20 protein-coding genes and 1 pseudogene are annotated in these 23,867 nt (G+C 59.9%); 13 read left to right on the top strand and 8 right to left on the bottom strand.

What is annotated here, in order from left to right; all coding sequences use genetic code 11:
- The first annotated feature begins 18 nt into the window (after positions 1 to 18).
- From mrcB to fhuB, 5 genes and pseudogenes are all read left to right on the top strand, one after another.
- Positions 19 to 2,565 carry a bifunctional glycosyl transferase/transpeptidase gene (mrcB, locus tag ACR6A7_RS19000; RefSeq protein ID WP_434126828.1) on the top strand — a complete coding sequence of 849 codons (2,547 nt, stop codon included), beginning with the start codon at positions 19 to 21 and terminating at the stop codon, positions 2,563 to 2,565.
- 220 nt (positions 2,566 to 2,785) lie between these two features.
- Positions 2,786 to 2,989: pseudogene (locus ACR6A7_RS18995) on the top strand (hypothetical protein); the annotation flags it as partial.
- A gap of 41 nt (positions 2,990 to 3,030) precedes the next feature.
- The gene (gene fhuC, locus ACR6A7_RS18990) at positions 3,031 to 3,822 is read left to right on the top strand and encodes a Fe3+-hydroxamate ABC transporter ATP-binding protein FhuC (RefSeq protein ID WP_434126826.1); all 792 of its coding nucleotides are present in this window, start codon (positions 3,031 to 3,033) and stop codon (positions 3,820 to 3,822) included.
- Between the two features lie 10 nt (positions 3,823 to 3,832).
- A complete protein-coding gene (fhuD, locus tag ACR6A7_RS18985) occupies positions 3,833 to 4,708 on the top strand; it encodes a Fe(3+)-hydroxamate ABC transporter substrate-binding protein FhuD (protein ID WP_434126824.1) in 876 nt (291 codons plus the stop codon).
- Entirely contained in the window at positions 4,708 to 6,687 is a 1,980-nt protein-coding gene (gene fhuB, locus ACR6A7_RS18980; protein WP_434126822.1) for a Fe(3+)-hydroxamate ABC transporter permease FhuB, read from the top strand. Before fhuD ends, fhuB begins: the two co-directional genes overlap by 1 nt.
- A 189-nt stretch (positions 6,688 to 6,876) precedes the next feature.
- Here the strand turns inward: fhuB and hemL are convergent, their stop codons facing one another.
- Positions 6,877 to 8,157 (bottom strand): glutamate-1-semialdehyde 2,1-aminomutase, encoded by a 1,281-nt coding sequence (gene hemL / locus ACR6A7_RS18975; RefSeq protein WP_434126820.1) that lies wholly within the window; start codon positions 8,155 to 8,157, stop codon positions 6,877 to 6,879.
- Between the two features lie 211 nt (positions 8,158 to 8,368).
- On the opposite strand from hemL, the gene erpA reads away from it, so the two are divergent.
- Positions 8,369 to 8,716 carry an iron-sulfur cluster insertion protein ErpA gene (gene erpA / locus ACR6A7_RS18970; protein WP_033749565.1) on the top strand — a complete coding sequence of 116 codons (348 nt, stop codon included), beginning with the start codon at positions 8,369 to 8,371 and terminating at the stop codon, positions 8,714 to 8,716.
- Positions 8,717 to 8,748: 32 nt separating this feature from the next.
- On the opposite strand, the gene ACR6A7_RS18965 is transcribed toward erpA, so the two are convergent.
- The 3 genes from ACR6A7_RS18965 to mtnN form a co-directional block, all read right to left on the bottom strand.
- Positions 8,749 to 9,000: a hypothetical protein gene (locus tag ACR6A7_RS18965; RefSeq protein ID WP_434126818.1), complete on the bottom strand. Its 252-nt coding sequence runs from the start codon at positions 8,998 to 9,000 to the stop codon at positions 8,749 to 8,751.
- A gap of 123 nt (positions 9,001 to 9,123) precedes the next feature.
- Complete coding sequence (btuF, locus tag ACR6A7_RS18960) at positions 9,124 to 9,918, bottom strand: vitamin B12 ABC transporter substrate-binding protein BtuF (protein WP_434126816.1); 795 nt, start codon at positions 9,916 to 9,918, stop codon at positions 9,124 to 9,126.
- Positions 9,911 to 10,609, bottom strand: a complete 699-nt coding sequence (gene mtnN / locus ACR6A7_RS18955) for a 5'-methylthioadenosine/S-adenosylhomocysteine nucleosidase (RefSeq protein WP_033749569.1) — start codon at positions 10,607 to 10,609, stop codon at positions 9,911 to 9,913. The genes btuF and mtnN overlap by 8 nt, the downstream gene beginning before the upstream one ends.
- 99 nt (positions 10,610 to 10,708) lie before the next feature.
- Here mtnN and dgt point away from each other — a divergent pair, with 99 nt between their 5' ends.
- From dgt to ACR6A7_RS18940, 3 genes are all read left to right on the top strand, one after another.
- On the top strand, positions 10,709 to 12,199 hold the full coding sequence (dgt, locus tag ACR6A7_RS18950) for a dGTPase (RefSeq protein WP_434126814.1): 1,491 nt from the start codon (positions 10,709 to 10,711) through the stop codon (positions 12,197 to 12,199).
- A gap of 135 nt (positions 12,200 to 12,334) precedes the next feature.
- On the top strand, positions 12,335 to 13,762 hold the full coding sequence (gene degP / locus ACR6A7_RS18945) for a serine endoprotease DegP (RefSeq protein ID WP_434126813.1): 1,428 nt from the start codon (positions 12,335 to 12,337) through the stop codon (positions 13,760 to 13,762).
- A gap of 172 nt (positions 13,763 to 13,934) precedes the next feature.
- On the top strand, positions 13,935 to 15,092 hold the full coding sequence (locus tag ACR6A7_RS18940) for a CdaR family transcriptional regulator (protein WP_434126811.1): 1,158 nt from the start codon (positions 13,935 to 13,937) through the stop codon (positions 15,090 to 15,092).
- 55 nt (positions 15,093 to 15,147) lie between these two features.
- On the opposite strand, the gene ACR6A7_RS18935 is transcribed toward ACR6A7_RS18940, so the two are convergent.
- The 4 genes from ACR6A7_RS18935 to map all read right to left on the bottom strand — a co-directional run bounded on the left by ACR6A7_RS18935 (position 15,148) and on the right by map (position 20,179).
- On the bottom strand, positions 15,148 to 15,540 hold the full coding sequence (locus ACR6A7_RS18935) for a DUF3461 family protein (RefSeq protein WP_371245125.1): 393 nt from the start codon (positions 15,538 to 15,540) through the stop codon (positions 15,148 to 15,150).
- A 222-nt stretch (positions 15,541 to 15,762) separates the two neighbouring features.
- Positions 15,763 to 16,587 carry a 2,3,4,5-tetrahydropyridine-2,6-dicarboxylate N-succinyltransferase gene (gene dapD / locus ACR6A7_RS18930; protein ID WP_434126810.1) on the bottom strand — a complete coding sequence of 275 codons (825 nt, stop codon included), beginning with the start codon at positions 16,585 to 16,587 and terminating at the stop codon, positions 15,763 to 15,765.
- A gap of 75 nt (positions 16,588 to 16,662) precedes the next feature.
- A complete protein-coding gene (gene glnD / locus ACR6A7_RS18925) occupies positions 16,663 to 19,317 on the bottom strand; it encodes a bifunctional uridylyltransferase/uridylyl-removing protein GlnD (protein WP_434126808.1) in 2,655 nt (884 codons plus the stop codon).
- A 67-nt stretch (positions 19,318 to 19,384) separates the two neighbouring features.
- Positions 19,385 to 20,179 (bottom strand): type I methionyl aminopeptidase, encoded by a 795-nt coding sequence (gene map, locus ACR6A7_RS18920; protein WP_434126806.1) that lies wholly within the window; start codon positions 20,177 to 20,179, stop codon positions 19,385 to 19,387.
- A 316-nt stretch (positions 20,180 to 20,495) separates the two neighbouring features.
- Between map and rpsB the strand changes: the two genes are divergently transcribed.
- From rpsB to frr, 4 genes are all read left to right on the top strand, one after another.
- Complete coding sequence (gene rpsB, locus ACR6A7_RS18915; protein WP_143806260.1) at positions 20,496 to 21,221, top strand: 30S ribosomal protein S2; 726 nt, start codon at positions 20,496 to 20,498, stop codon at positions 21,219 to 21,221.
- Between the two features lie 180 nt (positions 21,222 to 21,401).
- Positions 21,402 to 22,253: a translation elongation factor Ts gene (tsf, locus tag ACR6A7_RS18910; protein ID WP_033749580.1), complete on the top strand. Its 852-nt coding sequence runs from the start codon at positions 21,402 to 21,404 to the stop codon at positions 22,251 to 22,253.
- 154 nt (positions 22,254 to 22,407) lie between these two features.
- Positions 22,408 to 23,133, top strand: coding sequence for a UMP kinase (pyrH, locus tag ACR6A7_RS18905; RefSeq protein WP_033793563.1), 726 nt, complete (start codon positions 22,408 to 22,410; stop codon positions 23,131 to 23,133).
- A gap of 141 nt (positions 23,134 to 23,274) precedes the next feature.
- Complete coding sequence (frr, locus tag ACR6A7_RS18900; protein ID WP_033749583.1) at positions 23,275 to 23,832, top strand: ribosome recycling factor; 558 nt, start codon at positions 23,275 to 23,277, stop codon at positions 23,830 to 23,832.
- The last annotated feature ends 35 nt before the right edge of the window (positions 23,833 to 23,867 follow it).

The following is a 23,867-nucleotide window of genomic DNA, read 5'->3' as shown; positions in this document are numbered from 1 at the left end:
GCCTGGAGAATGAAACCAATGTCTGGGAACGATCGCGAACCCATTGGGCGCAAAGGAAAACAACCCAAGCCGCCGCGTAACGCTACGCGCCGGGGTCGCCGCAGGGATGAAGACGATTTTGAAAATGATGATTTTGCCGATGAAGTTGAGGAGGAAGCGCCTGTGCCGCGTAAAAGTAAAGGAAAGCGTCCGCCGCGCGGGAAGCGCCGCTGGTTAGGCTGGCTGATCAAGCTGTTCCTCGTGTTTGTGGTAATTATGGCCGCCTGGGGCGTCTACCTCGACTCGGAGATTCGTGCCCGCATCGACGGCAAAGTGTGGCAGCTGCCCGCCACCGTCTACGGCCGCATGGTCAGCCTGGAGCCGGGCATGGCCTACAACAAGAAAGAGATGATTGCGCTGCTGGAAGGCACGCAGTATCGCGAGGTGTCGCGCATCACGCGTCCCGGCGAATTCTCGGTGAAAGGCAACACCATCGATCTGCTGCGCCGCCCGTTCGACTTCCCTGACAGCAAAGAGGGCCAGGTGCACGCGCAGATGGTGTTCGACGGCGATGAGCTGGGCGAGATTAAAAACCTCGACTCCGGCCGCGACTTTGGCTTCTTCCGCCTCGATCCGCGCCTGATCACCATGCTGCAGTCGCCCAACGGCGAGCAGCGCCTGTTTGTGCCGCGCGCCGGCTTCCCGGATCTGCTGGTCGATACGCTGATCGCTACCGAAGACCGTCATTTCTATGAGCATGACGGCATCAGCCCTTACTCAATTGGTCGCGCCTTCCTCGCCAATATCACGGCCGGGAAAGCGGTGCAGGGCGGCAGTACCCTGACGCAGCAGCTGGTAAAAAACCTGTTCCTGACCAACGAGCGTTCACTGTGGCGTAAAGCGCGCGAAGCCTATATGGCGGTGATTATGGACGCGCGCTACAGCAAGGATCGCATCCTGGAGCTCTACCTGAACGAGGTCTATCTCGGTCAGGCAGGCAACGACCAGATCCGCGGCTTCCCGCTGGCGAGCCTCTACTACTTCGGCCGTCCGGTCGACGAGCTGAGCCTCGATCAGCAGGCGATGCTGGTGGGCATGGTGAAAGGGGCCTCGCTCTATAACCCGTGGCGCAATCCGAAGCTGGCGCTGGAGCGACGCAATCTGGTGCTGCGCCTGCTGCAGCAGCAGAAGGTGATCGACCAGGAGCTCTACGACATGCTCTCGGCGCGCCCGCTCGGCGTACAGCCGAAAGGCGGCGTCATCACGCCGCAGCCCGCCTTTATGCAGATGGTGCGTAACGAGCTGCAGGCGAAGCTGGGCGACAAGGTCAAAGATCTCTCTGGCGTGAAGATCTTCACCACCCTCGATCCGGTCTCGCAGGACGCGGCGGAAAAAGCGGTGCTCGACGGCATTCCGGCGCTGAAAAAACAGCGCGGCCTGAAAGATCTGGAAACCGCGATGGTGGTGGTCGATCGCTTCAGCGGCGAAGTGCGCGCCATGGTCGGCGGCGCCGATCCGCAGTTCGCTGGCTACAACCGCGCGCTGCAGGCGCGTCGCTCTATCGGCTCGCTGGCGAAACCGGCGACCTATCTGACCGCGCTCAGCCAGCCCAACACCTACCGTCTCAACAGCTGGATCGCCGATGAGCCGATCGCGCTGAAGCAGCCGAACGGCACCGTCTGGAAACCGATGAACGACGATCGTCGCTTCAGCGGCAAGGTAATGCTGGTGGACGCGCTGACCAACTCCATGAACGTGCCGACGGTCAATCTCGGCATGACGCTGGGGCTGGACGCGGTTGTGGATACCTGGACCAAACTGGGCGTGCCGAAAGATCAGCTCAACCCGGTGCCGTCGATGCTGCTCGGCGCGCTTAACCTGACGCCGATCGAAGTGGCGCAGGCGTTCCAGTCGATCGCCAGCGGCGGCAACCGCGCCTCGCTGTCGGCGGTGCGCTCGGTGATTGCTGAAGACGGCACCGTGCTCTATCAGAGCTACCCGCAGGCGCAGCGCGTAGAGCCGGCGCAGGCCGCCTATCTGACGCTCTATACCATGCAGCAGGTCGCCGATCACGGTACGGCGCGCGCGCTGGGCGCGCGTTATCCGAAAGCGCATCTGGCAGGTAAAACCGGTACCACCAACGACCTGATCGACAGCTGGTTCGCCGGGGTCGACGGCAAAGAGGTCGCCATTACCTGGGTGGGGCGCGACAATAACCAGCCGAGCAAGCTGTACGGTGCCAGCGGTGCGATGCAGATCTACCGCCGCTACCTGGACAATCAGGCACCGATGCCGCTGGTGCTGACGCCGCCGGAAGATGTCTCGATGATGAACATCGATTCCGCAGGCAATTTCGTCTGCGGCAACGGCAGCAGCACCTGGCGCTCGCTGCCGGTATGGTCGCTCGATCCCGACGCTCTCTGCCAGCAGCAGCAACAGCTGTTCCAGCAGCAGCAGCAGTTGCAGGAGCAGCAGAACCAGCAGCAAAATCAGCAGCAGATGCAGCAGCAACCGCAGCAGCAGCCGGAGAAGAAAGAGAGCGACGGCGTCGCGGGCTGGATCAAAGATATGTTCGGCGGCAACTAAACCGTCGGTTAAAAAGGGTGCTACGGCGCCCTTTTTTTATGCCCGGCCAATAGTACGCGACTGGCCGCCAGACGGCGCTGCGCGCGGGATTATCCCTTGCAGAGAGTAAAGCGTTTCGCCTAGAATCCATTCGGCATAATAATCATTCTCGTTTTCATTCGCCTGCCTACGACTTTATTCAAGAGACACGACCATGAATGCGCGAACGACTTTTCCTTGTTATCCGGACGGCGCAGTTTTAAATCAGAATCTCGACGTCGCCGGATACACCACGGTGGATGCGAGGCTGAAATATGACCCTGGCCGCTCCGGTCTGTCGGGCTCGTCGGTGGGCGTCAACGTGAAAAAACTGATTGACCGCGACGACGCCTGCTACTGGCGCGCAGAGCGTCAAATTGTCGGCGCCGCCACTTTTCGTTTTTGATGCAACCGGGCGCCGCGGTGCCCGTTTAACCTGGGAGGATCATGCAGCCTTCGCACGACGCAGCCACTTTTTCGCTGGATAATGTCAGCTTTCACGTGCCCGGCCGCACGCTGCTGCATCCGCTCTCGTTAACCTTTCCGCCGGGCAACGTGACCGCGCTTATCGGCCATAACGGATCCGGAAAATCGACCTTGCTGAAAATGCTGGGACGGCACCAGAGCCCCAGTGAGGGGCGCGTGCTGCTTAACGCGACGCCGGTTGAGGCGTGGAACGGCAAAGCTTTCGCGCGCGAAGTCGCCTATTTGCCGCAGCAGCTGCCCGCCGCCGAAGGCATGACGGTACGCGAGCTGGTGGCGATAGGTCGCTACCCCTGGCACGGCGCGCTGGGCCGCTTCAGCCACGACGATCGCGTGCGGGTCGAAGAGGCGATTGCGCAGGTCGGGCTGAAACCGCTGGCCGCGCGCCTGGTGGACAGCCTTTCCGGCGGCGAGCGTCAGCGCGCCTGGCTGGCGATGCTGGTGGCGCAAAACAGCCGCTGCCTGCTGCTGGACGAACCGACCTCGGCGCTGGATATCGCGCATCAGGTTGAGGTGCTGGCGCTGATCCAGCGGCTCAGCCGCGAGCGCGGCCTGACGGTGATCGCCGTGCTGCACGATATCAATATGGCGGCGCGCTACTGCGACCATCTGGTGGCGCTGCGCGGTGGCAAGATGATTGCCGAAGGCGCGCCGGACAGCATGATGCAGGCCGAGGTGCTGGGCGCGATTTACGGCATTCCCATGGGTATCCTGCCGCATCCGCAGGGCGGCGCGCCGGTCAGCTTTGTCTACTGAGGGCCTGAGCATGGAGATTACTCGTCGTCGCCTGCTGGCGGCGCTGGCGCTGACGCCGTGGCTGAATGCGCTGCCGCTGCGCGCTGCCCTGCCTGAACAGCCGCGTATTATCGCGCTGGAGTGGCTGCCGACCGAGCTGCTGCTGGCGCTCGGCGTCGCGCCACTGGCGGTCGCCGATACGCGCAACTACAACATCTGGGTCGGCGAGCCGCCGCTGCCGCCGCAGACCCTGGACGTCGGGCTGCGCACCGAACCTAATCTGGAGCTGATGACCCAGCTGCAGCCCTCGCTGATCCTCTGCTCGAACGGCTACGGCCCGCCGCCGGAAAAACTCAAGCGCATTGCGCCGATTATGGGCTTCGACCTCAACCGCGGCGACGGCAAACCGCTCTCCGCGGCGCGTGATTCGCTGCGCGCGCTGGCGACGCGTATCGGCCGCGAAGCCGAAGCCGAGGCGCATCTGCAACTGCTGGATCGCGAGCTGGCCGCCGCGCGCCAGCGTCTGGCACCCTATGCCGCGCGCCCGGTGCTGCTGATGTCGCTGATGGATAGCCGGCATGCGCTGGCATTCGGCAAAAACAGTCTGTTTCTGGAGGTGATGGAGCAGCTGGGGCTGACCAATGCGTGGCAGGGAGAAACCAACTTCTGGGGCAGCGCAGTGATTGGCATCGAGCGGCTGGCGCATCTGCGCGACGTCGAGGCGATCTGCTTCGATCACGCCAACGACGCCGATATGGCACAGCTCAGCCGCAGCCCGCTGTGGCAGGCGCTGCCGTTTGTTCGTGCCGGACGCTTTCAGCGGGTTCCGGCGGTGTGGTACTACGGCGCGACCCTGTCGGCGCTGCACTTTGTTCGCGTGCTGGAACGCGCGCTGGAGACGCGCTGATGCGCCATCGTTTTTTCCCCGCCGCGCTGCTGAGCCTGCTCTTTCTGCTGGCGCTGCTGCTGAGCGTTATCAACCTGCGCGCGGCGCTGCCGTCGGCGCAGTGGGCGCAGGCGCTGCTGTCGCCGGATCTCAACAACATCGATCAGATGCTGTTTCACTACAGCCTGCTGCCGCGGCTCGGGCTGGCGCTGCTGGTCGGCGCCGGACTGGGGCTGGCGGGCCTGCTGTTTCAGCAGGCGCTGCGCAATCCGCTGGCGGAGCCGACCACGCTGGGCGTCTCGTCCGGCGCCCAGCTCGGCATTACCGTCGCCACGCTGTGGCAGCTGCCGGGCGGGACGGCCACGACGCAGCTGGCGGCGCTGATCGGCGCGCTGGCGGTTGGGGCGGTGGTGTTCGGCGTCGCCTGGGGCAAACGGCTGTCGCCGGTTACGCTGATCCTCTCTGGGCTGGTGCTGAGCCTCTACAGCGGGGCGGTGAACCAGATCTTCGCCATTTTCAATCACGACCAGCTGCAGACAATGTTTCTGTGGAGCACCGGCACGCTCAACCAGATGGGTTGGGAGAATGTCAGCCTGCTGTGGCCGCGTCTGCTGCTCGCCTTCGCGCTGGCGCTGGCGCTGCTGCGTCCGCTGACGCTGATGGGGCTGGATGACGGCGTGGCGAAAAACCTCGGCCTGGCGCTGGCGCTGGCGCGCGTCGGCACGCTGGCGCTGGCGATCCTGCTCAGCGCGCAGCTGGTGAGCGTGGCGGGCATTATCGGCTTTATCGGTCTCTTCGCGCCGCTGCTGGCGAAGCTGCTGGGGGCGCGTCGGCTGCTGAGCCGTATGCTGCTGGCGCCGCTGATTGGCGCGCTGTTGCTGTGGCTGGCGGATGCCTGCGTGCTGTGGCTCACCGCTCACTGGCGTGAAGTCTCTACCGGCACCCTGACCGCGCTGACGGGCGTGCCGCTGCTGCTCTGGCTGCTGCCGCGCCTGCGCACCGGCTCGGCGCCGCCCCCGCTCGATATGGGCGATAACGTGCCGCCGGAGCGGCATGCGGTGCGGCGCTGGTCGCTGCTCGGTCTGGCGCTGCTGGGGGGGCTGGCGTGGGTCGCGCTCGCCTTTGGCCGTGATGCGCACGGCTGGGTATGGTCAGGCGGCGAACTGTTCCATCAGCTGCTGCCATGGCGCGCGCCGCGTCTGCTGGCGGCGCTGGCGGTAGGGCTAATGCTCGGCGTTGCGGGCTGTTTGATTCAGCGGCTGACCGGCAATCCGATGGCTAGCCCGGAAGTGCTGGGCATCAGCTCCGGCGCGGCGTTCGGCGTGGTGGTGATGCTGTTTTTCGTGCCGGGCGACGCGCTGGCGTTTCTGCTGCCAGCGGGCGCGCTGGGCGCGGCGGGAACGCTGATGGTGATTATGCTGGTGGCGAGCCGCGGCGGCTTTTCGCCAGAGCGTATGCTGCTGGCGGGCATGGCGCTGAACAGCGCGTTCGTCACGCTGCTGATGCTGCTGCTGGCGAGCGGCGATCCGCGTATGGGCGGCTTGCTGAGCTGGATTTCCGGTTCCACCTACACGATCAGCGCAAAGGCGGCGATGCAGAGCGCCTTGCTGGCGCTGGTTTTGACCGCGCTGGCGCCGCTCGCCAGCCGCTGGCTGACGCTGCTGCCGCTGGGCGCCGCCACGGCGCGTTCGGCGGGCATGGCGCTCAACGCCTCGCGTCTGGCGCTGATGCTGCTGGCGGCCGCGCTGACCGCCGCGGCGACGCTGACCATCGGGCCGCTGAGTTTTGTCGGCTTGATGGCGCCGCATATCGCGCGCATGCTCGGCTTCCGCCGCGCGCTGCCGCAGATGGCGATGGCGGGGCTGTTCGGCGCAGGGCTGATGCTGCTGGCCGACTGGTGCGGACGCATGCTGGCGTTTCCCGATCAGCTGCCGGCGGGACTGATGGCGACCTTTATCGGCGCGCCTTATTTTATCTGGCTGCTAAGACGCTCGCGGTAAAAAAAGACCGGAAATATGCCGGTCTGACGTTGTTGACTGCGTGCTCACGCGGATGACAGGGTCTGATCGCAAAGTCGCTCAAGGCATCCCTGCTCGCTCGGCCCGCGACATCCCTGTCGCGGGACGCTTTGCTCTTCAGCCCCTGTCATCCGCTTTTTGACAGGCTAGCCGTCTGAGCGAATAACGCGTTTACAGCTTCGCAAAACAGCGACGCGCGGCGTCGACGGTGCGGTCAATGTCCTCGGCGCTGTGCGCCAGCGACATGAAGCCCGCTTCAAAGGCGGAAGGCGCAAGGTAAACGCCTTCTTCCAGCATCAGGTGGAAGAAGTGCTTAAAGCGCTCAACGTCGCACTTCGTCACGTCGGCGTAGCAGGTCACGCTGTCGGCGTCGGTGAAGAAAATGCCGAACATGCCGCCGACGTGATTCACCACCAGCGGGATATTTTCCGCCTTCGCCGCCGCCAGCAGACCCTGCGCCAGCTGCGTGGTGCGCTCGGTCAGGGTCTGATGAGTGCCCGGCTGGGCGATCTGCGTCAGGCAGGCGAAACCGGCCGCCATCGCAATCGGGTTGCCGGAAAGGGTGCCCGCCTGATAAACCGGCCCGGTCGGTGCCAGCGCGTCCATCACTTCGCGGCGTCCGCCAAAGGCGCCCACCGGCATGCCGCCGCCGATAATCTTGCCGAGGCAGGTAAGATCTGGCCGCACGTTGTAATGCGCCTGCGCGCCGCCCAGCGCCACGCGGAAGCCGGTCATCACTTCGTCGATAATCAGCAGCGCGCCGAATTCGTCGCACAGCGCGCGCAGGCCCGGCAGGAAGTCCGGCTGCGGCGGAATACAGTTCATATTGCCCGCGACCGGCTCGACGATAATGCAGGCGATCTCTTCCGGATACTGCTCAAAAGCGGTACGTACCGAGTTGAGATCGTTATAGGTGCAGGTCAGAGTGTGGCGCGCGAAATCGGCCGGCACGCCGGGGGAGTTCGGCTGGCCCAGCGTCAGGGCGCCGGAACCCGCTTTCACCAGCAGGCAGTCGGCATGACCGTGATAGCAGCCTTCAAACTTCACGATCTTGTCGCGGCCGGTAAAGCCGCGCGCCAGGCGAATGGCGCTCATGGTCGCTTCGGTGCCGGAATTTACCATGCGCACCTTATCCATGCTCGGCACCAGCTCGCACACCAGCTGCGCCATCTTCACTTCCATTTCGGTGGGGGCGCCAAAGCTCAGGCCACGCGCGGCGGCTTCAATGACCGCGTTGCGGATCTCAACGTTGTTGTGGCCCAGCACCATCGGCCCCCATGAACCGACATAGTCGATATAGGCTTTGCCGTCGGCGTCATAGAGGTACGCGCCGTCGGCGCGCTCGATGAACAGCGGCGTGCCGCCTACGCCGTTAAACGCGCGCACCGGCGAGTTAACGCCGCCGGGGATCAGGCGTTGCGCTTCGGCAAACAGGTTTTCGGACTTACTCATTTATTCGGCTCCAGCGGTTCATAAAAAATCTCGCGCCATTCTACGGGAAGAAGACGGCAGGACGAAAGGCCGGAAAGGGCGCGCTATATTTACCTTAGCTGAAGGCTGGCGGCACAGAGTGCGAAGGGCAAAACTTGATTGCGCTATCGCGCTGGCGGATAATACGGCAATTGAGGTCGTTTTCTGGCCTGGACCTTTACCGGAGTATAAGATGAGTGATGATGTTGCAGCACTGCCGTTACAGTTTACCGATGCGGCGGCCAGCAAGGTAAAGAACCTGATTGCCGACGAAGAGAATCCCGATCTGAAACTGCGCGTCTATATTACCGGCGGCGGTTGCAGCGGCTTTCAGTATGGTTTCACCTTTGACGACAAAATGAACGACGGCGACATGACCATTGAGAAACAGGGCGTGGCGCTGGTGGTGGATCCGATGAGCCTGCAGTACCTGGTCGGCGGCTCGGTTGACTACACCGAAGGTCTGGAAGGATCGCGTTTTATCGTGACTAACCCGAACGCCAAAACCACCTGCGGCTGCGGCTCCTCTTTCAGTATCTGATGTAAAAAGGCCGTCTTGCGACGGCCTTTTTCTTACCATTCCACGGTTACCAGCTTCGCCGTTTCCTTACGAACACTATCCTTCTTTAGCACGCTTTCCGTGACGCGCGGCTGCGCGTTGATGCGGCGACCGCAATCGATCTGCGGCATTGCCCGTTGCGGCTGGCTGTTAACTTCACAGCGCGAATAGATTATCAGCTGAACGCCTATCGATCCCGTGGTCGACGCTGTTGCAAAGGGCGCGACGGTCGCGAGCGCGAAGGCCAGCAGCAAGGCTCTGGTCATGTTTGATTCCTGGTGTGCAAAATGCGCAAGGCGCATAAAAGGACGCTGAGCTTACGTGGCGTCGGCGTCTCATTTATTGATTAACGGCAAAATTAGCGGGATCTTTAACCGCTTCCTGCTGATTTAATGTTCTGGATGCAGGGCGGCGCAAAGCTGTTTTGCCGCCAGCAGCATACGCGGGCCAGGGCGGCTGAGCCAGTCATCCTTAATGGCGATAACCGGCACGGTGAGCTGAGGCTGCCAGAAGCGTGCCACGCTCTGCGCCTGCGCGGCATCGCCGGCGACCACAATCGCCTGTGGGTGACGCATCAGCACCTGCTCGCGGCTGACCTGCGGCCAGCTGACGCGGCTGTCGGCGAAAATATTCTTTCCGGCGCACAGCGTAATGATGTCGTTTTGCAGGGTATCGCGCGCGGCGGTAAACAAGGGTTGCTGACCAAACTGCAGGAAAAGCGGCACGGCGGGCAGGGCGGCGTAGCGCGCGCGCAGGGCCTTTTCCTGCTGCTTCAGCTGCTGCGCGGCTTCCAGCGCCTGCTGCGGCTGGGGGCTCCAGCGCTGCAGCGACGCGACGGCGTCCGCCATCTCCTCCAGCGAACCGGGATCGAGCCACTCGACCTTAACGCCGAGCCGCTGCAGCTGATCGATCTGGCGCTGCGGATTGCCGCCGCGCCAGGCGAGCACCACATCTGGCTTCAGCGCCAGAATGCGCTCGACCTTCACGCCTTGCCAGTTGGCGACCTGCTCCAGCGCTTTCGCGGCGGGTGGATAGTCGGACCAGGCGCTGACCGCGACCGGCGTGATGCCGGCGGCAAACGCCATTTCGGTGAGGTGGGGAGCGAGCGAGATAACGCGTGGGGCGGCGGCGAACAGGCTGCTGCAAAACAGCAGCAGCCCGATCGGCCAGAGCGATTTAGCCACGCGCCAGGCGCGCCAGCAGCTTCTCTACCATCAGCGACGACTGCTGCGCCGCGACGCTGAGAAACTCTTCAAAGCTCAGATGCGACGCTTTGTCGGCAACGTCGGAGATGGCACGCACCACCACGAAAGGCACCTTGAACTGGTGGCAGACATGGCCGATGGCGGTCGCTTCCATCTCCACGGCGATCGCCTGCGGGAAGGTAGCGCGAATGCGCGCCAGCGGTTCGGCACCGTTGATAAAGGCGTCGCCGCTAACCACCAGACCGCGCACCGCGTTCAGGTTCAGCTCGCTGATGCAGGCTTCAGCGGCGGCAATCAGCTGCGCATCGGCGGTAAAGGCCGCCGGACAGCCCGCCATCTGGCCTGGCTCGTAGCCGAAGGCGGTAACGTCGGCGTCGTGATAGCGCACTTCGTCCGAGACCACGATATCGCCGACCGAGAGCGTCGGCGCCAGACCGCCGGCCGATCCGGTGTTGATCACCAGGTCTGGTTTGCACAGCTCAAGCAGCAGGGTGGTGCCCAGCGCCGCCGAGGTTTTACCGATACCCGATTTCAGCAAAGCGACCTCAACGCCGTTCAGCGTGCCGGTGTAAATTTCGCAGCCGGCCAGCGTCAGGGTCTGGCGGTTCTCGATTTTGTCACGCAGCAGGGTCACTTCCTGCTCCATCGCGCCAATAATGCCTGCTTTCATAAGAGAGTCTCGCTAATGTGGTGGAAGTGGTCGTAAAAAGTGAGGCATAGTCTAGCATGGCTGGCAGGGGATTGATTCACGAAGGTATAAGGGGAAACGATGGCGACAGTTAATTTCAGGAAGAAGATCAGTTTTACTCGCCCTTATAACACGCGCAAAGAGCCGGAAGGGGAATACTATATTACCCGCCACTTTGAGAGCGATCGCGGCCGTATTATCAATTCGGCGGCGATTCGCCGACTGCAGCAAAAAACCCAGGTTTTTCCGCTGGAGCGCAATGCCGCTGTGCGCTCGCGCCTCACCCATTCGCTGGAAGTGCAGCAGACGGGACGCTATATCGCTAAAGAGATCCTGCAAACCCTGAAAAGTCAGGGCGGTCTGGCGCAGTACGGGCTGGACGAGATGGAGGGCGCGTTCGAAAGTCTGGTGGAGATGGCCTGCCTGCTGCACGACGTCGGCAATCCGCCGTTTGGCCATTTCGGCGAGGCAGCCATTAACGACTGGTTTGAAGAGCACCTTCCGCTGGAGCTGGTGGACCCGCTGGTGGCTGGCGTTGAAGGCGAGCAGCAGCGCGCCGATTTCAGTCAGCTCAACGCCATGATCCGCCAGGATCTGTGCCACTTTGAAGGTAATGCGCAGGCGATTCGCATGGTGCATACCCTTCTGCAGCTCAATCTCAGCTATTCGCAGGTTGCCTGCATCCTGAAATATACCGCGCCCGCCTGGTGGCAGGGCGAGAAGCCCGAGCCGTTCAGCGCGCTGATGAAAAAACCGGGTTTTTACCTCTCTGAACGCGACTATATCGCCGATCTGCGCGCAGCGACCCATATGGACGAGCATCATCGCTTTCCGCTGACCTATATTATGGAAGCGGCGGATGATATCTCTTACTGCATTGCCGACCTGGATGACGCCGTCGAAAAAGATATATTTAACATTGATGCGCTTTATGACTATTTATGTAAAAACTGGGGACCGATTAAAAATAATGACGCCTTCAGTCGAACGGTCGGCGAGGCATGGCGAGAAGCCTGTAACAAAAAGCGTCGCAGCAGAAGCGATCAGTTCTTTATGTCGTTGCGCGTTAACGTACAGAACGTACTGGTCAGCCATGCGGTAAAGCGTTTCGTCGATAATCTGCCCGCTATTTTCAACGGCGATTTTAATCATGCACTATTAGAGGACGACGGCGAAGAGGGAAGATTATTACAGATGTTTAAAACGGTGGCGCGCCGCCACGTATTTAATCATGCCGAAGTTGAACAGCTGGAATTACAAGGTTATCGCGTCATTAAGGGATTGTTAGAAATATATCAACCTTTGATGACGTTAACGTTCGAAGCCTTTACCACGCTGATTAACGAGGACTTTCTGCGCCAGCATCCGATTGAAACGCGCCTGTTTCATAAACTTTCCGGAAAACACCGCAAAGCCTATCAGCAAAAAATGCGTACGCTGGTCGTCGAGCATAAATATCAACGGCTATTGTGGGAAAGATATTATCGCTTTCGTCTGATTCAGGATTATATTAGCGGGATGACCGATCTCTACGCGTGGGATGAGTATCGCCGACTCATGGCGGTAGAATAACTGGAGTTTTGTAAAGGGCGTGCATAAATTTTTACCTTTGCCGCAAACTTTTGCTGGAACTTCGCGCTAAAAGATTAATCTCATAACTGACCACAGCAACGGTCTGGCGTTTATTACTGGATGAGACTAACACGAATGAAAAAAAACACCCTAACGTTGAGCGCGCTGGCGCTCAGTCTTGGCCTGGCGTTAAGCCCTGCCGCGGTTTTCGCCGCTGAATCGGCCTCTTCTACCAGTCAGCAGCTGCCGAGCCTGGCGCCGATGCTGGAAAAAGTGATGCCGTCAGTGGTCAGCATTAGCGTTGAAGGCAGCACCACGGTAAAAACCCCGCGCCTGCCGCAGCAGTTCCAGCAGTTCTTCGGCGATGATTCGCCATTCTGCCAGGATGGTTCTCCTTTCCAGAGTTCGCCGATGTGTCAGGGCGGCACGGGCGGCGCGGGTCCCAACACGCAACAGGAAAAATTCCGCGCGCTTGGCTCCGGTGTAATCATCAACGCTGAAAAAGGTTATGTGGTGACCAATAACCACGTTGTCGATAATGCGACCAAAATTCAGGTGCAGCTCAGCGATGGCCGCCGCTATGACGGCAAAGTCATTGGCAAGGATCCGCGCTCCGATATCGCGCTGGTCCAGCTCATCGATGCGAAAAACCTGACGGCAATTAAAATTGCGGACTCCGACAACCTGCGCGTTGGCGATTATACCGTCGCCATCGGCAACCCCTACGGCCTGGGCGAAACCGTCACGTCAGGCATCGTTTCGGCGCTGGGACGCAGCGGGCTCAACGTCGAAAACTACGAAAACTTTATTCAGACCGATGCGGCGATTAACCGCGGCAACTCAGGCGGCGCGCTGGTGAACCTCAACGGCGAACTGATCGGCATCAATACAGCGATCCTCGCGCCGGACGGCGGCAATATCGGCATCGGCTTTGCCATCCCGAGTAATATGGTGAAAAACCTTACCGGACAGATGGTGGAGTTCGGTCAGGTGAAACGCGGCGAGCTGGGTATTCTGGGCGCTGAGCTGAACTCTGAGCTGGCGAAAGCGATGAAGGTTGACGCACAGCGCGGCGCCTTCGTCAGCCAGGTGCTGCCGAACTCCGCCGCAGCGAAAGCGGGCGTGAAGGCGGGCGACGTGGTGGTGTCGATGAACGGCAAGCCGCTGAGCAGCTTTGCCGCTCTGCGCGCCGAAGTCGGTTCGCTGCCGATCGGCACTAAACTGCAGCTTGGCCTGCTGCGCGACGGCAAACCCGTGAGCGTGACCGTCGAACTGCAGCAGAGTACGCAGGACAAGGTGCAGTCTGCCACCATCTACACCGGCATTGAGGGCGCCGACCTGAGCAACGACAGCGGCAGCGATAAAGGGGTGCGCGTAGACAACGTGAAGCCTAACAGCGCCGCAGCGCGTATCGGCCTGAAAAAAGGCGATATCATCCTTGGCGTTAACCAGCAGCGTGTCGCCAACCTGGGCGAGCTGCGTAAAATCCTCGATACTAAACCGTCAGTGCTGGCGCTTAACGTTAAGCGCGGTGACAGCAGCATCTATCTGCTGATGCAGTAACGCTTTTTATCTTATCAGGCGGACCTCGGTCCGCCTTTTTTATGGGCGCGGTTGAGAATGTGACCGGAGCCGCAAAACCTGTAAATCCCCGTCCGGCTCTATGCATTTGCACAATGCCTGGCCTCGTCGCCATGCGTATGCTGTAGCATCCACTCTCTGTCAGGATTTACAGATGGCAAACTATCATCTTGATGCGCGCCTTGCGCAGGATATCGTGGCGCGCACCATGAAGATTATTGACAGCAATGTCAACGTGATGGATGCGCGTGGCCGTATCATCGGCAGCGGCGATCGCGAGCGTATTGGCGAATTGCACGAAGGCGCGCTGCTGGTGCTCTCTCAGGGGCGCGTAGTGGATATCGACGAGGCGGTGGCGAAGCATCTGCACGGCGTGCGGCCAGGCATCAATTTGCCGCTGCGCATCGATGGCGAGATCGTCGGCGTCATCGGTCTGACCGGCGATCCGGTCGCGCTGCGTCACTACGGTGAGCTGGTCTGCATGACGGCGGAGATGATGCTGGAGCAGACCCGGCTGCTGCATATGCTGGCGCAGGACAGCCGCCTGCGCGAGGAGTTGGTGCTCAACCTTATCCGTAGCGAAAGCCTGACGCCGCAGCTGACCGAATGGGCACAGCGCCTCGGCATCGATCTCAATCAGCCGCGCGTGGTGGCGGTGGTAGAGGTAGACAGCGGTCAGCTCGGCGTCGACAGCGCGATGTCGGAGCTGCAGCAGCTGCAAACGCTGCTGACGACCCCGGAGCGCGATAACCTGATCGCCATTGTTTCCCTGACGGAGATGGTCGTGCTAAAGCCGGCGCTGAATGCACACGGGCGCTACGACCAGGAGGATCATCGCAAGCGCGTCGAACAGCTGCTGCAGCGTATGAAAGAGAGCGGCCAGGTGAGGATGCGCATCGCGCTCGGCAACTATTTTACCGGGCCTGGCAGCATAGCGCGCTCGTATCGTACCGCGCGCACTACCATGATGGTCGGCAAGCAGCGTATGCCGGAGTTGCGCAGCTATTTTTATCAGGATTTAGTCTTGCCGGTGCTGCTCGACAGCCTGCGCGGCGGCTGGCAGGCGAATGAGCTGGCGCGTCCGCTGGCGCGGCTGAAAAGCATGGATAATAACGGTCTGCTGCGGCGCACGCTGGTGGCCTGGTTTACCCATAACGTGCAGCCCAGCGCGACGGCGCGCGCCCTCTTTATTCACCGTAATACGCTGGAGTATCGGCTGAACCGCATTTCCGAGCTGACCGGGCTGAACCTCAGCCAGTTTGACGATCGTCTGCTGCTCTATGTGGCGCTGCAGCTGGACGAGCAGAGCTGAGATGACAAAAAGGCCAGCGTTGGCTGGCCTTCTGCAGCAAGCAACAGCAGGCGTATTACCGATTATTGCGCGTCAGCTTGTCCAGATCGCTCTCGATCTCGGCAATTTTATTGGTCACCACGCTCTCCAGATGGCGCAGATCCGCCAGGATCTTGCGTTTCAGATCCACTTCCACCTGATCGCGCTGGCAGATCTGATCCAGTTCGTCGATCACATAGCGCAGGTTCGGGCTGATCTCCTGAACCTCTTTGTAGCCCTGATTAATATTGTCTGCGACCACGGTTTTGCGCTGGCGCGGATATTTAAACTTCACGCTCTTGGCGAAGAATTCGCCTTTGTCTTTGCGAAAGTAAATTTTAAGGATGTCGTTGTTGGCTTCCTGACGCAGGCTGTAGCGATCGATATCGTCCGGGTTATTAATGCCTAAGCTTTTAAGGTTGTCATACATAGCGATTTTTCCACCAAAAAGAGAGAAGCGCGCATCTGTGTTCATGGCACAAAAATAACTGTAGACAAAAAACGGATTGAACACTGCGCGACGGGAGATAACTGGCGCGGATTATGACCTGGGTGAAAAGTAAACGCACCTGTTAATTCGTTTCGCGAATCAGGTAGTCAGCGGGAGAAGTGTAAAGAAAAGATGACGGGCCAAAGGGCCCGTCAGAAAGGCTTAGTCGATAGTGCGCAGCAGCTCATTAATGCCGACTTTGCCGCGCGTTTTTGCGTCGACTTTCTTCACGATAACCGCGCAGTAGAGGCTGTAGCTGCCATCTTTAGAGGGCAGGTTGCCGGAAACCACCACGGAACCCGCCGGAACGCGACCGTAGTGCACTTCACCGGTTTCGCGATCGTAGATTTTGGTGCTCTGGCCGATGTAAACGCCCATTGAGATCACGGCGCCTTCTTCCACGATCACGCCTTCGACGATCTCGGAACGCGCGCCAATAAAGCAGTTATCTTCGATGATGGTCGGGTTTGCCTGCAGCGGTTCCAGCACGCCGCCGATGCCGACACCGCCGGAGAGGTGAACGTTTTTGCCAATCTGCGCGCAGGAGCCTACGGTCGCCCAGGTATCGACCATGCTGCCTTCGTCGACGTAAGCGCCGATATTGACGTAGGACGGCATCAGCACGGTATTGCGTGCGATACAGGCGCCCTGGCGAACCGCCGCGGGCGGCACAACGCGGAAGCCCGCGGCTTTAAAGCGCGCGTCGTCCCAGCCGGCGAACTTCATCGGCACCTTGTCGTAAAAGCGGGTTTCTGCGCCTTCCATCACCTGGTTTTCGTTAATGCGGAACGACAGCAGAACCGCCATCTTCAGCCACTGATGCGTTACCCACTGACCGTCGATCTTTTCTGCTACGCGCAGCGCGCCACTGTCCAGCTGAGCGATCACCTGGTTGATGGCTTCACGGGTCACCGGATCGACGCTCGCCGGAGTAATCTCAGCGCGACGCTCGAAGGCCGTTTCAATAACGCTCTGTAACTGTTGCATAATTTTTTCCTGATCTGTCTGGTGCATGCCGGACCACGTCCCGGCACAAAGAGTAAATAAGTAAATCGATTGCGGTCACACTTTATCGTTTGGATTAAGGGCTTCTGTCAACCGTTGTTGCAACGCTTTACGCATTTCCGCGTCAAGCGCGCGCCGCTCGCCGTTGGCCAGAATAAACAAATCCTCGACGCGTTCGCCAATGGTGCTGATGCGCGCGCCGTGCAGCGAGACGCCCATATCGGCGAAGACTTCGCCCACGCGCGCCAGCAGGCCGGGCTGATCGAGCGCCACCAGCTCCAGATAGCTGCGGCGATCGGTATGGGTCGGCAGAAAGTTGACTTCGGTATCGACGCTGAAGTGGCGCAGCTTCGCCGACGGACGGCGCGTACGCGGCGGATTCCAGCTGGTCTGCGCGATCGCCTGTTCCAGCGCCTGGCGAATCATCAGGTGGCGATCGGGCGCCAGCGGACTGCCGTCCGGCTCCAGAACGATAAAGGTGTCCATCGCCATGCCGTCGCGGCTGGTGAAAATCTGCGCGTCATGCACGCTGAGATTGCGACGGTCCAGCTCGCCCGCCACAGTGGCGAAGAGATAAGGGCGATCGGGGCTCCAGATAAAAATCTCGGTGCCGCCGCGCGTCGCCTGCGGGCTGACCAGCACCAGCGGCTGGCGCAGATCGTGCTCCATTAAATGACGTGCATGCCACGCGAGCTGGTTGGGCGTGTGGCGCAGGAAATAGTCGGCGCGGCAGCGGTTCCAGATATGGTGCAGCCGCTCTTCGTCGATATTGTCCATGCGCAGTAGCGCGAGCGCCTGCAGCCGGTGATGACGCACGCGCTCGCGCAGATCCGGGCTGTTCTCCATGCCGCGCCGCAGCTGCTTCTCGGTGGCGAAAAAGAGCTCGCGCAGCAGACTCTGTTTCCAGCTGTTCCACAGCGTTTCGTTGGTGGCGCAGATGTCGGCTACGGTCAGGCAGACCAGATAGCGCAGCCGGTTCTCATTCTGCATCACCTCAGCGAACTGCTGGATCACGGTGGGGTCCTGAATATCGCGGCGCTGCGCCGTCACCGACATCAGCAGATGGTGGCGCACCAGCCAGGCGACCAGCTGCGTCTCGCGCGAGTTGAGGCCGTGCAGCTCGGCGAACTCCAGCGCGTCCTGCGCGCCGAGAATCGAGTGATCGCCGTTGCGGCCTTTGGCGATGTCGTGCAGCAGCGCCGCCATCAGCAGCAGCTCCTGCTGCGGCAGACGCGGCCAGAGCTCGACGCAGAGCGGATGCATCGGACGCGTCGTCTCGCTGGCAAAGCTCTCCAGCTTCTGCAACACGCGGATGGTGTGCTCATCGACGGTGTAGGCGTGGAACAGGTCGAACTGCATCTGTCCAACAATATGTCCCCACAGCGGCGTGTAGGCCCAGAGCACGCTGTGGCGGTGCATCGGCAGCAGCGCGCGCTTGACCGCGCCCGGATGGCGCAGAATCGACATAAAAAGCTGGCGCGCTTCCGGGATCTGACACAGCGGCTGTTTGAGATGACGGCGCGCGTAGCGCAGCTGGCGCAGCGTGGTGGAGTAGATGCCGCGAATGTTTTCGTTACGCACCATCACGTAGAACATGCGCAGAATCGCCTGCGGTTCGCGCTCAAACAGCGTTTCGTCGCGCAGGTCGATCAGGTTGCCGCGCAGCTGAAAGGTGTCATCCAGCGGACGCGGCTTTTCGGTGGTGGAGAGCGCCAGGATCGCTTCATCGAACAGCTGCAGCAGCATCTGGTTCAGCTCGCCGATGCGGCGCGTGACGCGGAAGAAATCCTTCATCATGCGCTCTACCGGCTCGTTGCCTTCGCCCTGGTAGTTGAGGCGCTGCGCGACGTTAAGCTGACGGTCGAACAGCAGCCGGTTGTCGTAGCGCGTCAGCGTCAGATGCAGCGCGAAGCGGATGCGCCAGAGAAAGGCCTGACATTCGTTAAGCTCGTTGCGTTCCGCTTCGGTGAGGAAGCCGAATCCCACCATTTCATCCAGCGTGGTGGCGCCGAAGTGGCGGCGCGCCACCCACTGCAGCGTATGGATATCGCGCAGGCCGCCTGGGCTGCTTTTGATGTCAGGCTCGAGGTTATAGCTGGTGCCGTGGTAGCGCTGGTGACGCGCCTGCTGCTCTTCGATCTTGGCGGCGTAAAAGGTCGCCGACGGCCAGAAGCCTTCGCTGAAGATATTCTTTTGCATCTCCAGAAAGAGGGCGACATCGCCGGTCAGCATGCGCGACTCGATAAGGTTGGTGGCGACGGTCAGGTCGGCCAGCCCCTCCAGCAGACACTCCTCCAGCGTGCGCACGCTGTGGCCCACTTCGAGCTTGAGATCCCACAGCAGCGTCAGCAGCTCGCTGGTTTGCTGCGCGCTCGCGTCGTCGAGCGGATCGCGGCTGAGGATCAGGATATCGACGTCGGAAAGGGGATGCAGCTCGCCGCGGCCGTAGCCGCCGACCGCCACCAGCGCGATAGCGGGCAGGGCGTCAAAGCCGTAAAAGCGCCACAGGCGGCGCAGCAGGCGGTCGATAAACAGGGTGCGCGCGTCAATCAGCGTTTCTGCCGATTCGCCGGCGTCGAACGCCGTGGAGAGAAAGGCGTTGAAGGTTTCCAGCTTCTGCTTCAGGGTGTCGCGGGTCAGCGCCGCGTCATCCCAGTGCGCCGGGGAGTCTTTCAGGCCGTCAAGGACCTCATCCGTCAGGATAGCGCTCATACCGCATCTCTCTTCTTGAGCCATAAAAAAACCGGCGCAGGGCCGGCTTTTTATCAGTGGGGGACGATTACCCTTCGTTGACCAGCACCGCGTCGATGGTGTCGTCGCTACGCAGGGTCAGGATTTCGCAGCCGTTGTCGGTCACCACAATAGTATGCTCGTACTGCGCGGACAAGCTGCGATCTTTGGTTTTTACCGTCCAGCCATCTTTCATGGTGCGGATGCGGTAGTCGCCGGCGTTGACCATCGGCTCGATGGTAAAGGTCATGCCCGCCTGCAGCACCACGCCGCCGTCGTCTGCGTCGTAATGCAGCACCTGCGGCTCTTCGTGAAAGCCTTTGCCGATGCCGTGGCCGCAGTATTCGCGCACCACAGAGAAGTCGTGCGATTCGACATATTTTTGAATGGCGCGGCCCAGCTCGCGCAGACGAATGCCCGGCTTCACCAGGCGCAGCGCCAGGTAGAGGCTCTGCTGGGTGATGTGACACAGACGCTCACCCTGAATGGTCGGCTTGCCGACGATAAACATCTTCGAGGTGTCGCCATGATACTCGTCTTTAATCACGGTCACGTCGATGTTGATGATGTCGCCATCTTTCAGCAGGCGATCGTCGCTGGGAATGCCGTGACACACCACTTCGTTGACCGAGATGCAGACCGATTTCGGGAAGCCGTGATAACCGAGGCAGGCGGAGACGGCGTGCTGCTTGTTAATGATGTAATCGTGGCAGATGCGGTCCAGTTCGCCGGTAGAGACGCCGGGTTTAACGTGCGGGGCGATCATCTCCAGCACCTCGGCAGCCAGTCGGCCGGCGACGCGCATTTTTTCGATTTCTTCAGGGGTTTTAATTGAAATTGCCATTAAATTAATCCGCAGTTGCCGAAAATTTCAGCAATAATGAACGATGTGCTGTCATGTTAGCAGCCGAAAACCAGGCCGCCAAACAGTTCGCGTCGCGCGGTCGCGCGCTGAACAAATTCTGGCTTCGGCAGCGTGGCTGTGGTATAAAGCGCGCCGACGATTCTCTGTCGGGCCGTGATGGTCGACGAGAAACGCGAAAAACTCACTTTGTGTACTAAAACACACATGTATCGACACATACGCCGGGGTGCTTCGAAAGAGGTCGGTCGTATGGGATACATGGAGGCCCAACCCCAAACTTAATCTAGAGGTAATCATGGCAACTGTTTCCATGCGCGACATGCTCAAGGCTGGTGTTCACTTCGGTCACCAGACCCGTTACTGGAACCCGAAAATGAAGCCGTTCATCTTCGGTGCGCGTAACAAAGTTCACATCATCAACCTTGAGCAGACTGTACCGATGTTCAACAACGCTCTGGCTGAGCTGAACAAAATCTCTGCCCGTAAAGGCAAGATCCTGTTCGTCGGTACCAAGCGCGCTGCCAGCGAAGCGGTTAAAGAGTCAGCTCTGAGCTGCGACCAGTTCTTTGTAAACCACCGCTGGCTGGGTGGTATGCTGACCAACTGGAAAACCGTTCGTCAGTCTATCAAACGTCTGAAAGATCTTGAGACTCAGTCTCAGGACGGCACCTTCGACAAACTGACCAAAAAAGAAGCGCTGATGCGCGGTCGCGAACTGGCCAAGCTGGAAAACAGCCTGGGCGGTATCAAAGACATGGGCGGTCTGCCGGACGCGCTGTTCGTTATCGACGCCGATCACGAGCACATCGCGATCAAAGAAGCGAACAACCTGGGTATCCCGGTATTCGCGATCGTTGATACCAACTCTGATCCAGACGGCGTTGACTTCGTTATCCCGGGTAACGACGATGCGATCCGTGCTGTTAGCCTGTACCTGACTGCCGTTGCCACTACCGTGCGCGAAGGCCGTTCACAGGACCTGGCTGAGCAGGCTGAAGAAGCGTCTTTAGAAAACGCTTAATAAGGTTCGCTCTGACACAGAGCCCTTAGACATCAGATGTAATCTGTTAAGGGGCCAGTCTTGGCCCCTTTATTTTATCTCCGTCTGTCACGCCTCCTTTCAGGCGGGCGGGACAGAGTAAATTTTCCGCAACAGGTGCCTTAGTGCGTAAGCACGGGGGTACGAACCGAGGATTCTGGAATGGCTGAAATTACCGCTGCACTGGTAAAAGAACTGCGCGAGCGTACTGGCGCGGGCATGATGGACTGCAAAAAAGCGCTGACCGAAGCGAATGGCGACATCGAGCTGGCGATTGAGAACATGCGTAAGTCTGGCGCGATCAAAGCGGCGAAAAAAGCAGGCAACGTGGCTGCTGACGGCGTGATCAAAACCAAAATCGACGGCAACTACGGTGTGATCCTGGAAGTTAACTGCCAGACTGACTTCGTTGCGAAAGACGCTGGTTTCCAGGCCTTCGCTGACAAAGTGCTGGACGCGGCGACCGCAGAACGCATCACCGACGTTGAAGCGCTGAAAGCGAAATTCGAAGAAGAGCGCGTTGCGCTGGTGGCGAAAATCGGCGAAAACATCAACATTCGTCGTATCGCGGTGCTGGAAGGCGAGCAGCTGGGTTCATACCTGCACGGCGCACGTATCGGCGTCCTGATCTCCGCGAAAGGCGCTGACGAAGAGCTGATCAAGCAGATCGCTATGCACGTTGCTGCCAGCAAGCCGGAATTCGTTAAGCCGGAAGACGTCTCTGCTGACGTGGTTGAGAAAGAGTACCAGGTTCAGCTGGACATCGCGATGCAGTCTGGCAAGCCGAAAGAGATCGCAGAGAAGATGGTTGAAGGCCGCATGAAGAAATTCACCGGCGAAGTCTCTCTGACCGGTCAGGCTTTCGTTATCGATCCGAGCAAAACCGTTGGCCAGGCGCTGAAAGAGCAGGGCGCTGACGTCATCAACTTCATCCGCTTCGAAGTGGGCGAAGGCATTGAGAAAGTCGAAAGCGACTTCGCTGCTGAAGTAGCAGCAATGTCCAAACAGTCTTAATGCTGTAAAAGGAACCGCCAGAAGGCGGTTCTTTTTTGTCTGCTACGCTAAGCAGACGCTTTTCAGTCTCATCCCAATAGTAATTTATGCGCGCTAAGCGGATGATCGATCAGATTTAACTTCTCCTTTTCAACTCTTCCAGGAAGAACCGACCATGGCGACCAACGCAAAACCTGTATATCAACGTATCCTGCTGAAACTGAGTGGCGAAGCACTGCAAGGTGCCGAAGGTTTTGGTATCGACGCGAGCGTGCTTGACCGCATGGCGCAAGAGGTGAAAGAACTGGTCGAGCTGGGCATTCAGGTAGGCGTGGTAATTGGCGGCGGCAACCTGTTCCGCGGCGCAGGACTGGCACAGGCGGGAATGAACCGTGTCGTAGGCGACCATATGGGCATGCTGGCGACCGTAATGAACGGCCTGGCGATGCGCGATGCGCTGCACCGTGCCTACGTAAACGCGCGCCTGATGTCCGCTATTCCTCTCAACGGCGTGTGCGACAACTACAGCTGGGCCGAAGCGATCAGCCTGCTGCGCAACAACCGCGTGGTGATTTTCTCCGCCGGTACCGGCAACCCGTTCTTCACCACCGACTCGGCGGCCTGCCTGCGCGGCATCGAGATCGAAGCTGACGTGGTGCTGAAGGCGACCAAAGTCGATGGCGTTTACTCCGCCGATCCGGTGAAAAACCCGGATGCAACGCTTTACGATCAGCTCTCCTACGCCGAAGTGCTGGAAAAAGAGCTGAAAGTAATGGATCTGGCGGCCTTTACGCTGGCGCGTGACCACCAGCTGCCGATCCGCGTATTTAATATGAACAAACCTGGCGCGCTGCGTCGCGTTGTCATGGGCGAAAAAGAAGGCACCCTGATTACGCATTAATACCCGACGCAAGATAAAATAAGGTATATTCTGTCGGCGCGGTGAACGTCACCGCGCACCATTCAGGATTATCGCTCAACAGCGATACCGCTTCCGGCGCCGCCGGAATGGCCAGGTCAAACCGAATCCAAGGGTTTCAACGTGATTAACGACATCAAAAAAGATGCTGAAACGCGCATGGACAAATGCGTCGAAGCGTTTAAAAACACCATCAGCAAAGTGCGTACCGGTCGCGCTTCACCTTCACTGCTCGACGGTATCGTGGTCGAATACTACGGTACGCCGACCCCGCTGCGTCAGCTCGCTTCTGTCACCGTAGAAGACTCACGCACGCTGAAAATCAACGTGTTCGACCGCTCCATGGGCCCGGCAGTGGAAAAAGCCATCATGGCTTCTGACCTCGGCCTGAACCCGAACTCAGCCGGTAGCGACATCCGCGTTCCGCTGCCTGCGCTGACCGAAGAGCGTCGTAAAGATCTCATCAAGATCGTGCGCGGCGAAGCCGAGCAGGGCCGCGTCTCCGTGCGTAACGTCCGCCGCGACGCCAACGACAAAATCAAAGCCTTGCTGAAAGATAAAGAGATCAGCGAAGACGATGAGCGTCGTACTCAGGAAGAGATCCAGAAAATGACCGATGCGCGCATCAAGAACGTCGATGCGGCGCTGGCCGAGAAAGAGAAGGAGCTGATGGAGTTCTAATCCCATCGGTTGCTCTCTATACCCAGGCTCCTGGG

It is taken from the genome of Pantoea phyllosphaerae (assembly GCF_051025595.1).
GTDB lineage: Bacteria > Pseudomonadota > Gammaproteobacteria > Enterobacterales > Enterobacteriaceae > Pantoea.
The sequence above is the reverse complement of the archived record's forward strand: the minus strand, read 5'-3'. Positions and strand labels throughout refer to the sequence as shown.

What these genes read in the sequence shown, in the direction of transcription:
- fhuD (WP_434126824.1), top strand. Translation starts at nt 3,833, where the DNA reads ATGGAGATTACTCGTCGTCGCCTGCTGGCGGCGCTGGCGCTGACGCCG.
- fhuB (WP_434126822.1), top strand. Translation starts at nt 4,708, where the DNA reads ATGCGCCATCGTTTTTTCCCCGCCGCGCTGCTGAGCCTGCTCTTTCTG.
- fhuC (WP_434126826.1), top strand. Translation starts at nt 3,031, where the DNA reads ATGCAGCCTTCGCACGACGCAGCCACTTTTTCGCTGGATAATGTCAGC.
- ACR6A7_RS18935 (WP_371245125.1), bottom strand. Translation starts at nt 15,540, where the DNA reads ATGTATGACAACCTTAAAAGCTTAGGCATTAATAACCCGGACGATATC.
- pyrH (WP_033793563.1), top strand. Translation starts at nt 22,408, where the DNA reads ATGGCGACCAACGCAAAACCTGTATATCAACGTATCCTGCTGAAACTG.
- hemL (WP_434126820.1), bottom strand. Translation starts at nt 8,157, where the DNA reads ATGAGTAAGTCCGAAAACCTGTTTGCCGAAGCGCAACGCCTGATCCCC.
- mtnN (WP_033749569.1), bottom strand. Translation starts at nt 10,609, where the DNA reads ATGAAAGCAGGCATTATTGGCGCGATGGAGCAGGAAGTGACCCTGCTG.
- dapD (WP_434126810.1), bottom strand. Translation starts at nt 16,587, where the DNA reads ATGCAACAGTTACAGAGCGTTATTGAAACGGCCTTCGAGCGTCGCGCT.
- mrcB (WP_434126828.1), top strand. Translation starts at nt 19, where the DNA reads ATGTCTGGGAACGATCGCGAACCCATTGGGCGCAAAGGAAAACAACCC.
- ACR6A7_RS18965 (WP_434126818.1), bottom strand. Translation starts at nt 9,000, where the DNA reads ATGACCAGAGCCTTGCTGCTGGCCTTCGCGCTCGCGACCGTCGCGCCC.
- tsf (WP_033749580.1), top strand. Translation starts at nt 21,402, where the DNA reads ATGGCTGAAATTACCGCTGCACTGGTAAAAGAACTGCGCGAGCGTACT.
- glnD (WP_434126808.1), bottom strand. Translation starts at nt 19,317, where the DNA reads ATGAGCGCTATCCTGACGGATGAGGTCCTTGACGGCCTGAAAGACTCC.
- map (WP_434126806.1), bottom strand. Translation starts at nt 20,179, where the DNA reads ATGGCAATTTCAATTAAAACCCCTGAAGAAATCGAAAAAATGCGCGTC.
- rpsB (WP_143806260.1), top strand. Translation starts at nt 20,496, where the DNA reads ATGGCAACTGTTTCCATGCGCGACATGCTCAAGGCTGGTGTTCACTTC.
- dgt (WP_434126814.1), top strand. Translation starts at nt 10,709, where the DNA reads ATGGCGACAGTTAATTTCAGGAAGAAGATCAGTTTTACTCGCCCTTAT.
- ACR6A7_RS18940 (WP_434126811.1), top strand. Translation starts at nt 13,935, where the DNA reads ATGGCAAACTATCATCTTGATGCGCGCCTTGCGCAGGATATCGTGGCG.
- erpA (WP_033749565.1), top strand. Translation starts at nt 8,369, where the DNA reads ATGAGTGATGATGTTGCAGCACTGCCGTTACAGTTTACCGATGCGGCG.
- degP (WP_434126813.1), top strand. Translation starts at nt 12,335, where the DNA reads ATGAAAAAAAACACCCTAACGTTGAGCGCGCTGGCGCTCAGTCTTGGC.